Here is a 13,637-nt window from a genome sequence, read left to right on the forward strand (position 1 = left end):
GCGGGCGGGAGTCAGGGCCGGGGAACTCCCCCGGGCGGGGGATCCCCGGCCGTGACCAGGCCCGTCTCGTACGCGCAGATCACCGCCTGGATACGGTCCCGCAGGCCCAGCTTGGCCAGCACGTTGCCGACGTGGGTCTTGACCGTGTGGTCGCTGATCACCAGCTCCGCCGCGATCTCGGCGTTGGACAGGCCGCGCGCGAGCAGCAGCAGGGTCTGCCGTTCGCGTGCGGTCAGCAGGTCCAGGCGGGGGTCGGTGCGCCGGGGCCGGGTGGCGGGGCGGGTGTACTGCTCCACCAGGCGGCGGGCGACGGACGGGGCGAGCAGCGCGTCGCCCCGGGCCACCACCCGGACCGCGTGCACGAGGTCGTCCCGGCGGACGTCCTTCAGCAGGAAGCCGCTGGCGCCCGCGTGCAGCGCGTCGTACACGTACCGGTCGGAGTCGAAGGTCGTCAGCATCACCGTGCGGCAGCCCCCGGCGGCGCTGATCGCGCGGCATGCCTCGATGCCGTCGACGCGGGGCATGCGGATGTCGAGCAGGGCCACGTCGGGCCGGTGTCGGCGCACCGCCTCGACCGCCTCGGCGCCGTCGCCGGCCTCCGCGACCACCTCGATGTCGGGCTGGACGTCCAGGATCATCGCGAAGCCGCCGCGCACCAGTTCCTGGTCGTCGGCGACCACGACACGGATCGTCGTCACCGGGTCGCCTCCACGGGGGTCGGTGCGGGCAGGGGGAGCCGGACGCTCACCTCGAAGCCGTGGCCGTCCGGGCCCGGTCCGGCGGCGGCCGTGCCGCCGTGGGCCGCCGCCCGCTCCCGGATGCCGGTCAGCCCGTGCCCGCCGGGGCCGGTGGGGCCGCCGGAGCCGGTGGGGCCGGTGGCGGGGCGCGGGCCGCGTCCGTCGTCGGTCACGCGGACGTGCAGGCCGTCCCGGTCACGGGCGACGCGTACGGTCACGGTGCGGGCCGCCGCGTGCCGGACCGTGTTGGTCAGCGCCTCCTGGACGATCCGGAAGACGGTGGTGCCGGTGGCGGCCGGTACCGGGCGCAGGTCTCCGGCCGTCTCGTACACCACGGCCGGGCCGCCGGACCGGACGCGGTCGAGGAGCGCGGGCAGGTCCGCGAGACCGGGCTGCGGGGTGCGCGGGTCGTCGTCCTCCTGAGGTACGTCGTCGTCGCGCAACAGGCCGAGCATGGCCCGCAGTTGGGTCATGGCGTCGCGGCCCGTCTCCGAGATGGCCTCGAACGCGGCCTCCGCCCGCTCCGGTGCCGCCCGCACGGCCACCGGTCCGGCCTCCGCCTGGACGATCATCAGGCTCACCGCGTGGGAGAGGATGTCGTGCATCTCCCGGGCGATCCGGGACCTCTCCCGCGCGGCGGCCCGCTCGGCCTCGACGCGGGTCGCCCGGCGGCGGGCGTCGGTCAGCCGCCCGAAGGCGTGGGCCGCCACGAACACGATGGCGGTGAAGCCCAGTTCACGCGCCGAGCGGGTGTTGAACCACACGCCCACCGGTACCGCCGTCAGCAGCACCAGCCCGCAGGCCACCCGCTTGGCCGGCGGGCTGAGCGCGGCGACGGTGTAGACGGCGAGGAGCCCGGCGTACGGCAGCGGCTGCCCAGGGCCCTCCACGGCCAGCCCGTAGACGCCGCCGGCCGCCAGGACCGCGATCAGCACGGCGAAGGGGGCGTACCGCCGCCAGACCAGCGGCAGCACGCTCAGCGAACTCACCCCGTACGCCGTCCAGGTCGCCGGTTCCAGCTCCGGCCCGCGCGGCACCACGAACGGCATCGTCATCGCCGCCTGGACCAGCAGCGCGACGCCGACGTCGGACACCGGCACGCCGGCCGGCAACAGCCTTCTCACCTGAGTCCCCCCCCGGACCGGATCAGCGGGTCCACACGCTAACCGACCCGGGGGAGGCGCAGGAGGTCAGCGGCCGAAGACCTGGCGGCGGCTGCCGAGGTCGAGGAAGACCGTCTCGCCGGTGGAGTCGTCCAGGCCGTCGTTGTCGGTGACGGCGTAGACGCGGCCGTTGCCGGCGACGGTCAGGCCCTCCAGCTTCTCCTGGGTCCAGCCGTCGGTCGCCCGCAGGTCGGGCAGGACGTCGTGGGCGAGGGTCTTGGGGAGGACGGGGAGCGTGCCGGCGGGGGCGGCGGTCCTGGGGAGCGGGACGGTGTAGACCCGCTTGACCTTCGCGGCCGGGCCGTTCAGCTTGTCGCGCTCGACGACGGCGAGCTTGTCGCCGACGACCGTGATCTCGGAGAGGCCGATCCAGTCGCCGTCCGTGGTCGTGGTGGAGAGCCGGTAGCCGTACCAACTCCAGGTGCCGGCCGTCACGTCGTAGCGGCCGAGGCGGACGACGTTCTCCGGGTCGCCCTTCGCCTGGCGCTGGAGGGCGGTCCAGAGGATCTCGTGGCCGCGCGCGTCGGTGGTGGCGGTGACGCCCTCGAAGCCCTGCGAGCCGAGGCCGGCGGCGACGTCCGCGGGGAGGGCGACGGTCTGGCGGGTGACGCCGTGGCGGTCCAGGCGGACGAGCTTGTTGCCGGCACCGGTCTCGCCCTCGACGGCCAGCCAGAAGCCGCCCCGCGGGCGGGCGTACACGCCCTCGGCGTCGTAGCCGGTGGCCTCGCCGTCCGCGTCCTTGACGGTCAGCGCGCGCTTGATCACGGCGCCCTGCTTGCCGTGGGTGCCGACGGTGAGGATGCGGGTGTCGGCGTAGGCCGCGTCCGTGACCGCGTACACCTCGTCGGCGCGGCCCGGCACGGCCGACAGGCCGCTGAGCGCGCCCCAGCCGACGGGGGTTCCCGAGGAGGTGGCGGAGGAGAGGGTGGGGGCGGTGTTCGCGGCCGTGGCCTTGCCCAGGCGGAAGAGGGTGACCGTGGCGCGGACGCCCGCGTCGGCGTCGTCCTCCTCGCTGGAGACGGCGAACAGGCCGCGGGAGGGGATCGGCAGCAGGCCCTCGGGCCCGTTGGTGGTCTCCAGGACCTGCTTGAAGACCGGCTCGGTGGGCTTGCTGACGTCGTACACGGCGACGAAGTTGGAGCGCTCCGAGCCGACGAAGGCGTACCGGACACCGTCGTACGTGGCGACGGCGAGGCCCTCCGGCTCGGTGCCCTTGTTCTCCGAACGGCCCTCGTTCAGCAGGCCGTAGCGGGCGGCGAGGTGCTCGTAACTGTTGCCGGCGTCCCAGACGACCTTGCCGGTGCGGCTGTCGAAGACGGTCCAGCCGCGGGTGCCGCCCTTCCAGTCGCCCTCGTTGGCGGTGGCCAGGTAGCGGTCGTCGATCCAGCCGACGGCGTCCGGCTCGCGGGGGACGCCGGTGATCGAGCCGGTCTGGTCGATGACGCCGTCCTCGACGGTGTCGATGCCGGTGACGGTCGCCGTGCCGGCGCTGAACGCCTTGGTGACGCGGCCGGTGGGGAGGTCGACGAGGACGATCCCGTTGTTCTCCTGGAGGGTGACCACGAGTTGGCCGCGGCTGTTGACGGAGACGTACTCGGGCTCGGGGTCGGTCGGCGCGGCGATCCCGGCGGCGGTGAGGGCGGGGAGGGCGGAGCCGTCGGCGTTGGTCAGCGGGACCGTGCGCAGGCCCCAGGCGGCGGGCTTCGCCCCCTTGAGGTCGACGATCCGCACGAACCCGGCGGGTGCCTGCGGCAGGTCGCCCTCCTCGCCGCCGGCCGGGGTGGCCTCCTCGTCGCGCTCGTTCTCGACGGCGATGGCGGCGTACCGCTTGTCCTTGCTGAGCGCGATCGAGTCGGGCTGCCCGCCCAGGTCGTGGGAGGCCACCCGCTTCCGGTCGCGCAGGGAGATGACGTCCAGGCGGCCGGAGGGCTCGGTGTAGCTCGCGCTGGTGTCGACGACGACCAGCACGTACGGGCCGACGACCGTGACCGACGTCGGCTCGTCCTCGGCGTCGCCCAGCTCGGCGAGGGAGAGCGTGCCCAGGCCCTTGGGGGCGGCGGGGTCGGAGATGTCGAGGAAGCCGATGCGCCCCGCGGCGGCGTCGGTGTAGACCTGCGTACGGCCGTCCTCGCTGACCGCGGATATCTCGGCGACGGTCTGGGCGGTGGCGTCCTCACCGGCGGGCCGGTTCTGGAAGACCGGGTAGGTGGCGGTGCGCGCGAAGGCGGACTGCTGCCGCGAGCCGTGATCCGCGCCCTTCCCCGTCCCCGCGTAGGCGGTACCCGCCAGGGTGCCCGCGGTCACGGCCAGCGTGGCGAGCGCGGCACAGGTTCTCTTCGGCAGCATCGTTCCTCCGGTACGTCCAGATACGTCCACTGGGAAGCCGGATGGTGCCACCCCGGGACGGGTTCCGGCCGACGGTCCGGTGAACGGAAGACGAAGATCGCCTACGTCGCCCACTACAGTGCTGTAGAAATTGCCTGGTCGGAGCATGATCACGCGAGGTGGTAGCGCGTGTGGAGGAGGCAAGGCGGCAGGATGTCCGAGCAGTACGTTCCCCCGGCCGGCAGGGCGGCCCGTACGGTCCTGGCCCGGCGGTGCGGTGCCGTCGTCGAGGCGCGGTGGTTCGCCGTCGCCGTCTTCACCCTGATCCTCGCCAACGCGGCACTGCTGGGCGTCGAGACGTACTCCGGGCTGGTGGCGGCGTGGCGGCCCTGGTTATGGCTGGCCGAGCACGTCTGCCTGGCCGCCTTCACCGCCGAGATCGCGCTGCGGCTCGCCGCGCACGCCGACCGCCCCCGGGACTTCCTCAAGGACCCGTGGAACCTCTTCGACCTCGCCGTCGTGCTGTGCGCGTTCCTGCCGGTCGTCCGCGAGAACACCACCGTCCTGCGGCTGCTGCGCCTGGCCCGCGTGCTGCGCACCGCCCGCTTCCTGCCGCAACTGCGCGTCGTGCTCGTCGCGGTGGCCCGCAGCCTGCCCGGCACGCTCAGCTTCCTGCTGGTCGGCGCGTTGCTTCTCTACGTCTACGCCATGGTGGGCTGGGTCTTCTTCGGCCGGCACGACCCCGAGCACTACGGCTCGATCGGCCGCGCCGTCCTCACCCTCTTCCTGCTGATGACCCTGGACGGCATCGGCGACGCGGTCCACGCGGGCCTGGACATCTCCCGCTGGAGCCTCCTCTACTACGGCTCCTACGTGCTGCTCGCCTCGTTCGTGCTGGTCAACGTCCTGATCGGGGTCGTCATCACGTCCCTGGAGGAGGCCCGGGAGCTGGACGGCCGGGACGCGGGGCCGCCGGAGCGGGCGGACGAGGAACGGCAACGGCTGCTGCTGCGCCGCGTGGAGGCGGCGCGGCGGGCGCTGGCGGAACTGGAGGAGGAGCTGGGGCGGGAAGAGACGTCAGGAGTCCCGGCGGCGGGCCGCCGCGGGTAGTCAGCCGGCGTCGCCGTCTGCGTCCTGCGGCGGGTCGGCGGGGGATTCCTCCGCGCGCACGAAGGTGCCCTTGACGGGGACGGTGATGAGCAGGCCCCGGTCGCGCAGCTCGCGGATGGCGCGGCGGACGGTGTTGACGGCCACGCCGTACTGCTCGGCGAGGTCGCGCTCGGCGGGCAGCCGCGCGCCCACGGGCAACCGCCCGGACCGGATCTGCTCGGCGATGTGGTGCACGACCTGCACGTACACGTAGACGTGACTCGCCGGGTCGGGGGTCCAGTCGTGTGCGTCAGCCATCGAGTGCCGCCGGGGTGGTGTGGGCGAAGACCGCCGGATGGTCCAGCGTGACGGGATGCTCGCGGTCCGGGCGCTCGGTCACGGACGCCCCGGCCCCGGCGGAGCGGGCGGGTGACGTCGCCGCCGGACCGTGCGCGTGGACGGGGGACGGCGCCCGGCCCGGCCGCTCGGCCCGGCGGATCCGGTCGCCGTCGGCCGGCACGGTGGCGGTACGCACAGTCTGTTCCCTCGCCCGGTCGAGATCGGCCCTCTGACGGGGTAACGACGGTACCCGGCACGCCGTACCGGGGCCGTTTCGCGCAGGACCTCCTCAGTGACCGGACGGCCCCAGCACCCCGGCCACCAGTCGCCGGGCGTACGCGGTGTCCAGGCCGGTCGGGCGGAAGAGGATGCGGTACATCAGGGGGGCCACCACGCGGTCGACGACCGTCTCGACGTCGGGGACGGTCTCGCCGCGGGCGGTCGCGCGGGCGAGGACGACGTCGATCTGTTCGGCCGCGTACGCCGAGCACCGGCCGGCGTTGCTGCCGTCCGGGTCGCCGAGCAGGGCGTCGCGGACGTAGGCGCGGCCCGCGGGGGAGGCCATCTCGTCGAGGAACAGCTCCGCCCAGGCCGTGAGGTCGGCGGCGAGGTCGCCGAGTTCCTCCGGTTCCGTCTCGGGGCGCAGCCGCTCGACGGCCACGTCCGAGAGCAGTTCCCGCAGGTCGCCCCAGCGGCGGTAGACCGTGGACGGGGTGACGCCCGCGCGCCGGGCGATCAGCGGCACGGTGAGGGCGTCCCGGCCCACCTCGGCCTCCAGCTCCCGTACCGCCGCGTGGACGGACTCCTGGACCCGGGCGCTGCGACCGCCCGGCCGGACCATCTGCCGGCGACTCATGACTCCACCTCTTGCTCGACCGCGTGGCGACCCGCTCATCCTACGGCGTTAACGCAAACGTCTGGCTTTAGTGAGTGATGCCGTGGCGGGCCGGTCAGGCGGGAACCGTCTCCAGCAGCGCACGGGTCTCGGCGACCACCCGCGCGTTGAAGGCCGGGTCGTGCACCTGGGCGGAACCCCGCATCGGACGTCCCTTCTCGTCGTAGTAGACACCGGTGGCGTCCGACTCGTCGGTGAGTATCCGGGTGAGCACGCGAGCGGCGGTGCCCGGGTTGGTCCAGTACTTGATGAGCGGGGCCAGGGGCGAGAGCACGTACTTCGACAGCAGCCGCAGGAACAGGCCGGCGTCACGGCCGAGGTTCGTGCCGGGGGCGAAGCCGGGTTCGACGGCGTTGAACCGCAGCCGGGGTGTCTCGCGGGCGAAGGCGAGCACCGTCGCCAGGTTGCCCTGCTTGGACGTGGCGTAGGCGTCTCCGCCGGGCAGTTTCGAGCCGCCGGGCCGCCACTCGCCACGGGCGCTCGCCTCGGCCGAGATGTACCGGGCGCCGCGGAAACCGGACAGGGTGGCGGGCTTGCGCTCCGGGTCCTCCACGGCCGAGACGACGAACACCACCTGCGTGCCGTCCGCGAGGTGGGGCGCGAGCGTCTCGGTGAACACGAAGGGCCCGATGTGGTTGGTGGCGTAGACGATGTCCCAGCCGAGGGCGTTGGTGCCGGGGCGGTGGGGGAAGATGCCGGCGTTGTTGAGCACGCCGGCGATCGGGAGGCCGAGCTGCGTGATCCAGGCGGCGGCGCGTCGCACGCTCGTCAGGTCCGCGAGGTCGCAGACGACGGTCACGGCCTCGCCGCCCCTGCCTTCGACGCGTGCGCGTACGTCGTCGAGCTTGGCGGCGTCGCGCCCGACCAGCACGACGGTGCCGTGCCGGGCCAGTTCGAGGGCGGTGCGGCGGCCGAAACCGGAGGTCGGGCCGGTGATGACGTAGGCCTTGCCGGGCATGGCACTCCTCAGTGCAACTTAGGTGACTGACTGATCAGTCATCGGTGGGTGTGCGTCGACAGGGGAGGGGAGGGGAGGGAGGGGAGGGAGGGGAGGGGTGGGGGAGGGAGCGGAGCCGGGGCGGGTCAGCCGATCATGCGCCAGAGCGCTTCGAAACCGGACCGCTTGTGCTCGTCCGCGCGGTCCGGGTCGCCGAGGATGTAGTCGATGGTGGCCTCGGCCACGGCATTGCACAGCGCGAACACCAAGGTCGCCGGGGCGTCGCGCATCGGGCCGTTCGCCCGGCCGCGCTCCAGGATCTCCCCGATGCCCGTCATGGTCCGGCCCACCGACGCATGGGTGGACGCCGTGATCTCGTCGGAGACCTGGAGCTGGGCCAGGGCGCGGCGCTTGTACGGATGGGCCGTCGCCCAGTCCATCCAGCGTGACCACATGTGCAGCAACTGGGCGCGGGCGTCGGCCGCGGGCAGGCCGCCGAGCGCGGCTGCCCCCATCTCCCCCTTCAGCTCCAGGTACAGCTGGTTGAGCAGATCCGCTTTCGTGGCGAAGTAGGTGAACAGCGACCCGTTCGAAACGCCGGCCTCCTTCGCGATCGCCGCCGTCGCGGCACCCAGCCCCTGAGCGGCGATGATCCGAGTGGCGGCGGTCATGATCGCCGCGCGCTTGTCGTCGCTCCTGGGCCTGGGCATGTGTACAGCATGTAGGAGAGTGGTCAGTCAGTCAAGGGAGGGAGTGCCGAGAGAGGTCCATGCCGGCGCCGACCGCTCGTAGGCGTGCCCGGCCCGCAGTAGCACCGCCTCCTCGAAGGGGCGTCCCAGCAGCTGCATCCCGATGGGCAGTCCGTCCCCGTCCCGGCCGACCGGGAAGGTCAGCGCGGGGACACCGGTGATGTCGGCGGGGGCGGACAGGCGTACGTAGGCGTCGGAGACGGTCTCGGTCGTGCCGTCCGGCCAGGTGACCGTCTCCCGGCCGGAGGGCACGGCGGTCAGCGGGACCGTCGGGGCGGCGATCACGTCGACGTCCGTCAGCAGCCGGGCCCACTCCCGGCGCATCAGCGTCCGGGCGCGCTGGGCGCGCAGATGGTCCCCGGCGGACATCAGCTCCCCGGCCTCCAGCAGCACCCGGACGTCGTCCGCGTACCGGTCGGGGACGTCGCGCAGGGTGCGTTCGTGGTAGGCGGTGGCCTCCGGCACCATCAGGCCCCACTGGACCGCCTGGACGTAGCGGGCCAGCGGGATCTCGACCTCGGTCAGCCGCGCGCCGAGGTCGCGGAGCCGGTCGACGGCGCCGCGGACGGCTGCCTCCACCTCCGGGGCGACGTGGTCGAAGTAGAAGTTCCGCGGCACGCCGACGCGCAGGCCCGTCAGGTCCGGGTCCGGCCCGGGGCGGTGGAGGGCCGGGGCGGGGACGGAGGCCGGGTCGCGGGGGTCGTGGCCGGTCAGGGCGGGCAGCACGAGGGCGGCGTCCTCGACGGTGCGGGTGATCGGGCCGACGTGGTCCAGCGACCAGGACAGCGAGGTCACGCCGTGGCGGGGGACGAGGCCGTACGTGGGTTTCAGGCCCACGACGCCGTTGAGCGCGGCGGGGACGCGGATCGAGCCGCCGGTGTCGGTGCCGAGCGCGAAGGTCGCCGTACCGGAGGCCACGGCGACCGCCGAGCCGCCGCTCGAACCGCCGGCCACCCGGTCCCGGTCCCGGGCGTTGCGGGTCTGCGGGGTGGTCAGCCCGTAGGCGAACCCGTGCGTGTGGGTCTTGCCGACCAGGACCGCGCCGGCCTCCGTCAGCCGCGCGGCGACCGTGCTGTCGGCGTCGGCCAGGTGGCCGTCCCGGACCCGGGAACTGGCGGACGTCGCCGTCCCCGCCACGTCGATCAGGTCCTTCAGCCCCATGGGGATGCCGTGCAGCGGGCCGCGCAGGCGTCCGGCGGCGGCCTCCGCCTCGGCCGCGCGCGCCGCGCGGCGCGCGCGGTCGGCGGTGACGGTGACGTAGGCGCCGAGGTCCCGGTCCACCTCCTCGACGCGGTCGAGTACGGACTCCAGCAACTCCACGGGCGACAGCCGCCGTTCCCGTATCGCGTCCGCGGCGGCGGCGAGGGTCAGCTCAGCGGGCGTCACGGCTCGGCTCCTCGGCGCGGTAGGCGGCGGCGGGCGGGGTGTCGCCGAGGTCCAGCTCGCGCAGGACCGAGACGACGGCGTGGATGTGCCGGGCGGCCTGGCGGGCCGCCGGGGAGGGGGCGGGATCGGGGGCGGGGGCGGACATACCTGTGTCTCTCCCTGGGCATCGACGTTAAAGCTAAGCGTTTGCGTTAGCTGACCGTAGGCCCTAGCCTGGCTAAAAGCAAACGATTAGCTTTTGAAGGGAAGTCCTCCCGTGCGCGCCCCCACTTGGACCGTCGGCGACCTCACCGTCCACCGCGTCGACGAGACCCCGCTGCCGCCCGCGACCGGTGCCTGGCTGCTGCCCGGTGCCACCGCCGGCCTCGTCCGCGAACAGGACTGGCTGCACCCGGACTTCGCCGACGAGGCGGGCGTCCTGCGCCTGGGCAGCCACAGCTTCGCCTTCCAGGCGCCGGACGGCCGGCGCGTCCTGGTCGACACCGGCATCGGCAACGGCAAGACCCGCGCCAACCCCGCCTGGCACGGCCTGCGCACCGGTTACCTCGACCGGCTCACCGCCGCCGGCTTCGCCCCGGACACCGTCGACCTGGTCGTCCTGACCCACCTGCACACCGACCACGTCGGCTGGAACACCCGCGAGGTGAACGGCGCGTGGGTCCCCACCTTCCGCAACGCCCGTTACGTCACCGCACGCGCCGAGCGCGACTTCTGGGCGGGGCACGCCCTGGACGCGTCCCGGCGGCAGATGTTCGCCGACTCCGTGCTTCCCGTGGAGGAGGCGGGCCTGCTCGACCTCGTCGACGTCCCGCCGGACGGCACCGACCTCGCCCCCGGCCTGCGCCTGCTGCCGACGCCGGGCCACACGCCCGGCCATGTCGCCGTCCGGCTCACCAGCGGCGGCGCCACCGCGCTCATCACCGGCGACTGCGTCCACCACCCGGTGCAGTTCGCCCACCCGGCCCTCGGCGCCTGCGTCGACATCGACCCGGCCCGCTCGGAGGCCACCCGCCGCGCCCTGCTCGCCTCCCTCGCCGGTACGGACACCCTCCTCCTGGGCACCCACTTCCCCCCGCCGACGGCGGGGCGGGTGGTGGCGGAGGGGGAGGGGTACCGGTTGGTGCCGGTGGCGGGGAACTGACGGCTGCGGGCGGCCCCGGACCCTCGGCCCTCGGCTGTCGGGCGGCCGTCGGGCTGCCGGTCTACTCGGCGTCGCGGTCCCGCCGCCGCACGAACCCGTGGCTGCGCTCCACCTTCGCCACGTGCAGCGTGTACCGCTCGTACCACTCGTCCCGCCCGCGCCGCTGTGCCGCGCGGTGCTCGGCGTCGGTCCGCCACGCGGTGAGGGCGTCGGCGTCGCGGAAGTAGCCGACGGTGATGCCCAGCCCGCCGGGGGTCTGCGCGTGGTCCATCCCCAGGTACCCGGGGATGTCCTTCACCAGCTCCTCCATGCGGGCGTTGGTCTCGCGGTAGCCCTCCTGGTCCTGAGTGCGCACCGTGGTGAACACGGCGACGTAGTACGGGGGTTCGTAGGCCTCGACGGGCGCGACAGGTGTCTCCGGGTGATCGCTCATGGCGTCACCGTAGGGGGTGGGCGTACGGCGGGGCAGGCCCTTTCCCGACGGTTCTCGACCGGCTCATCGACGAGAACCGGCGGTACCTCGCCGCCGCGCCGCCCACCGCAGCACCGGCGCCTCGATGACGTAGTAGGACAGCAGGGCCAGTACGCCGGTGAGCAGGACCGTGGCCGCCAGGCGGCCCTCCGTCATGCCGAGGGAGGCCAGGAAGCGGACGACCGGGTAGTGCCAGAGGTAGAGGCCGTAGCTGAGGTTGCGGCCGGTCCAGGACAGCGGGGCCAGGGACAGCAGGCGGGCGAGGCGGCCGTCGCGGCGCAGCTCCAGGTCGGTGACGAGGGTGGCGGAGACGGCCGCCACGGCGAGGAGGCCGGCGGTGTACCAGGCGGCCGTCCAGACGCCGGCGTCCTGGGTGACCGGCATCCGCCAGGCCGCCAGGAGGAGCAGCCCGAGGGCGGGCCAGGCCAGCCGGGCCGCCCAGGCGCGCAGCCGCGCCAGGCGGGGGTCGTCGGCGCGCAGCCGGGCCAGGAGTACGGCGACCAGGGCGCCGGCCAGGAGCTGGTCGGCGCGGGTGTCGGTGCCGTTGTAGACGCGGTGCGCGGCGTCGGGGGCCCACAGGGCGCACCGCCACAGGACCGGCAGCGCGCACAGGGCGGCCGCGCACAGCAGGACGGTGCGGGGGCGGAGCCGGTGCAGCAGGGCGAGCAGGAGCAGGGGCCACAGGAGGTAGAACTGCTCCTCCACGCCGAGCGACCAGGTGTGGGCGAGGGGCGCGGTGAGGTCGGAGTAGGGGCCGGATTCGCCGGCGCGTACGAGGTTGACGACGAAGACGGCAGCCAGGCCGGCCGCCTGCCACGCGCCGTCGAAGGCCCACAGCGAGGTGGCCGCGCCCAGGACCGCGCAGACCGCGCACACCGTCCACAGCGCGGGGACCAGGCGGGCCCAGCGGCGCCGGTAGAAGGCGAGCAGGGCGATCCGGCCGCTGCGGACGTACTCGGCGAGCAGCAGCCGGGTGATGACGAAGCCGCTGATGGTGAAGAACAGGTCGACGGCGACCGAGCCGCCGGGCATGAGGCCCGGCTCGACGTGGTACACGACGACCAGCGCGACGGCGAGGGTGCGCAGTCCGTCCAGTCCGTCGATCCGGCCCGGCCGCGCGAGCGCCGACGGGAAGCCCCGGTGGCCGTGGGCCTGGTGGGGCCGGGCCGCCGGGGCGGCGGGTCTGCCGGGGGCGTCACCCGTGCCGGGGTCGATCGTGCGCGAGGTCGTCGAGTCCGGTGTCTCGGCCATGGACGGAGACGCTTCCCCTCTGCCGGCTTCACGAGCGGTGACCGGGGGCGCCTGCCCGGGAAGCGCGGTCGTATGCCTCCCGCGTCCCGGACGGCCGTGCCGGGCGGGGCGCGTCAGACGTTGACGCCGAAGTCGGCGGCGATGCCCGCCAGGCCCGAGGCGTACCCCTGGCCGACGGCGCGGAACTTCCACTCCGTGCCGTGCCGGTACAGCTCGCCGAAGACCATCGCGGTCTCGGTGGAGGCGTCCTCGCTCAGGTCGTAGCGGGCGATCTCGGCGCCGCCGGCCTGGTTGACGATCCGGATGAACGCGTTGCGCACCTGGCCGAAGCTCTGGCCGCGGTTCTCGGCGTCGTGGATGGAGACCGGGAAGACGATCCGGTCCACGTCGGCCGGTACGGCGGCCAGGTTCACCTTGACCGTCTCGTCGTCGCCCTCGCCCTCGCCGGTGAGGTTGTCGCCGGTGTGCTCGACCGAACCGTCGGGGCTGGTGAGGTTGTTGTAGAAGACGAAGTGGCGGTCGGAGAGCACCTTGCCGGAGGCGTCCAGCAGCAGCGCGGAGGCGTCGAGGTCGTAGTCGGTGCCGGTCGTCGTGCGCACGTCCCAGCCGAGGCCGACCAGGACCGCGGTCAGGCCGGGGGCCTCCTTGCTGAGCGAGACGTTGCCACCCTTGGCCAGGGAAACTCCCATGACGTACTCCTTCTCGTGCGGTGTCAGTTGGTTGTCCGTCGCTACCCGCTCAAAACTACATGGCTGTAGAAATACGCGGATTCAGTCCCGCGAGTCGCCGAACAGGAGGCGGTAGCCGATCAGCAGGACCAGGGCGCCGGCGATGGCCGAGCCCCAGGTCGCGGCGTCGAAGAAGTCGCGCTGCACCGGGCGGTCGAGCAGCGCCGCCGAGAGCCAGCCGCCCAGGAAGGCGCCCGCGATGCCGGTCACCGTCGTGCCGACGCAGCCGCCGGGGTCGCGTCCGGGGAGGATCACCTTGGCGATCGCTCCGGCCAGGAGGCCCAGTACCAGCCAGGCGACGATGCTCATCTCTCCCACGCTCCTCATCGCTGCCCCCGCTTGTGGGGGCGACTCCGGACAGCCTAACTTCTACACGTCTGTAGATTCTGTGGAGGAGCGACCCTCAGTGAGCGGTAGCAGGGGAA

General features: G+C 73.7%; 16 protein-coding genes. 2 read left to right on the forward strand and 14 right to left on the reverse strand.

The window, feature by feature from the left end:
• Positions 1-11 precede the first annotated feature (11 nt).
• The 3 genes from ACIQR3_RS16700 to ACIQR3_RS16710 all read right to left on the reverse strand — a co-directional run bounded on the left by ACIQR3_RS16700 (position 12) and on the right by ACIQR3_RS16710 (position 4,246).
• Positions 12-638 (reverse strand): response regulator, encoded by a 627-nt coding sequence (locus ACIQR3_RS16700; protein ID WP_403539290.1) that lies wholly within the window; start codon positions 636-638, stop codon positions 12-14.
• Between the two features lie 56 nt (positions 639-694).
• Positions 695-1,852: a sensor histidine kinase gene (locus tag ACIQR3_RS16705; RefSeq protein ID WP_403539293.1), complete on the reverse strand. Its 1,158-nt coding sequence runs from the start codon at positions 1,850-1,852 to the stop codon at positions 695-697.
• A 75-nt stretch (positions 1,853-1,927) separates the two neighbouring features.
• Positions 1,928-4,246 (reverse strand): esterase-like activity of phytase family protein, encoded by a 2,319-nt coding sequence (locus ACIQR3_RS16710; RefSeq protein WP_403539132.1) that lies wholly within the window; start codon positions 4,244-4,246, stop codon positions 1,928-1,930.
• A gap of 192 nt (positions 4,247-4,438) precedes the next feature.
• Between ACIQR3_RS16710 and ACIQR3_RS16715 the strand changes: the two genes are divergently transcribed.
• Positions 4,439-5,335: an ion transporter gene (locus tag ACIQR3_RS16715; RefSeq protein WP_403539134.1), complete on the forward strand. Its 897-nt coding sequence runs from the start codon at positions 4,439-4,441 to the stop codon at positions 5,333-5,335.
• Here ACIQR3_RS16715 and ACIQR3_RS16720 read toward each other — a convergent pair whose 3' ends face one another.
• The 7 genes from ACIQR3_RS16720 to ACIQR3_RS16750 form a co-directional block, all read right to left on the reverse strand.
• Positions 5,336-5,632 carry a winged helix-turn-helix domain-containing protein gene (locus ACIQR3_RS16720; RefSeq protein ID WP_403539135.1) on the reverse strand — a complete coding sequence of 99 codons (297 nt, stop codon included), beginning with the start codon at positions 5,630-5,632 and terminating at the stop codon, positions 5,336-5,338.
• Positions 5,625-5,849 (reverse strand): hypothetical protein, encoded by a 225-nt coding sequence (locus tag ACIQR3_RS16725; RefSeq protein WP_403539138.1) that lies wholly within the window; start codon positions 5,847-5,849, stop codon positions 5,625-5,627. Before ACIQR3_RS16725 ends, ACIQR3_RS16720 begins: the two co-directional genes overlap by 8 nt.
• A gap of 93 nt (positions 5,850-5,942) precedes the next feature.
• Positions 5,943-6,509, reverse strand: a complete 567-nt coding sequence (locus ACIQR3_RS16730) for a TetR/AcrR family transcriptional regulator (RefSeq protein WP_403539140.1) — start codon at positions 6,507-6,509, stop codon at positions 5,943-5,945.
• A 94-nt stretch (positions 6,510-6,603) separates the two neighbouring features.
• Positions 6,604-7,506, reverse strand: a complete 903-nt coding sequence (locus tag ACIQR3_RS16735; protein ID WP_403539143.1) for an SDR family NAD(P)-dependent oxidoreductase — start codon at positions 7,504-7,506, stop codon at positions 6,604-6,606.
• A 125-nt stretch (positions 7,507-7,631) separates the two neighbouring features.
• Entirely contained in the window at positions 7,632-8,195 is a 564-nt protein-coding gene (locus tag ACIQR3_RS16740; RefSeq protein ID WP_403539145.1) for a TetR/AcrR family transcriptional regulator, read from the reverse strand.
• Positions 8,196-8,222: 27 nt separating this feature from the next.
• Entirely contained in the window at positions 8,223-9,620 is a 1,398-nt protein-coding gene (locus ACIQR3_RS16745; protein WP_403539147.1) for an amidase, read from the reverse strand.
• Positions 9,607-9,765, reverse strand: coding sequence for a hypothetical protein (locus tag ACIQR3_RS16750; RefSeq protein ID WP_403539148.1), 159 nt, complete (start codon positions 9,763-9,765; stop codon positions 9,607-9,609). The genes ACIQR3_RS16745 and ACIQR3_RS16750 overlap by 14 nt, the downstream gene beginning before the upstream one ends.
• 111 nt (positions 9,766-9,876) lie before the next feature.
• Between ACIQR3_RS16750 and ACIQR3_RS16755 the strand changes: the two genes are divergently transcribed.
• Positions 9,877-10,761 (forward strand): MBL fold metallo-hydrolase, encoded by an 885-nt coding sequence (locus tag ACIQR3_RS16755; protein ID WP_403539149.1) that lies wholly within the window; start codon positions 9,877-9,879, stop codon positions 10,759-10,761.
• A 61-nt stretch (positions 10,762-10,822) separates the two neighbouring features.
• Here ACIQR3_RS16755 and ACIQR3_RS16760 read toward each other — a convergent pair whose 3' ends face one another.
• The 4 genes from ACIQR3_RS16760 to ACIQR3_RS16775 form a co-directional block, all read right to left on the reverse strand.
• Positions 10,823-11,194, reverse strand: a complete 372-nt coding sequence (locus tag ACIQR3_RS16760; protein ID WP_403539151.1) for an antibiotic biosynthesis monooxygenase family protein — start codon at positions 11,192-11,194, stop codon at positions 10,823-10,825.
• Positions 11,195-11,257: 63 nt separating this feature from the next.
• Positions 11,258-12,484, reverse strand: a complete 1,227-nt coding sequence (locus ACIQR3_RS16765; protein WP_403539154.1) for an acyltransferase family protein — start codon at positions 12,482-12,484, stop codon at positions 11,258-11,260.
• 113 nt (positions 12,485-12,597) lie between these two features.
• Positions 12,598-13,173, reverse strand: a complete 576-nt coding sequence (locus tag ACIQR3_RS16770) for a TerD family protein (RefSeq protein WP_403539156.1) — start codon at positions 13,171-13,173, stop codon at positions 12,598-12,600.
• Between the two features lie 81 nt (positions 13,174-13,254).
• Positions 13,255-13,521 (reverse strand): GlsB/YeaQ/YmgE family stress response membrane protein, encoded by a 267-nt coding sequence (locus tag ACIQR3_RS16775; protein ID WP_403539159.1) that lies wholly within the window; start codon positions 13,519-13,521, stop codon positions 13,255-13,257.
• Positions 13,522-13,637: the final 116 nt, after the last annotated feature.

This window comes from Streptomyces sp. NPDC090994, assembly GCF_044768905.1.
In the GTDB taxonomy this organism is placed as follows: Bacteria; Actinomycetota; Actinomycetes; order Streptomycetales; family Streptomycetaceae; genus Streptomyces.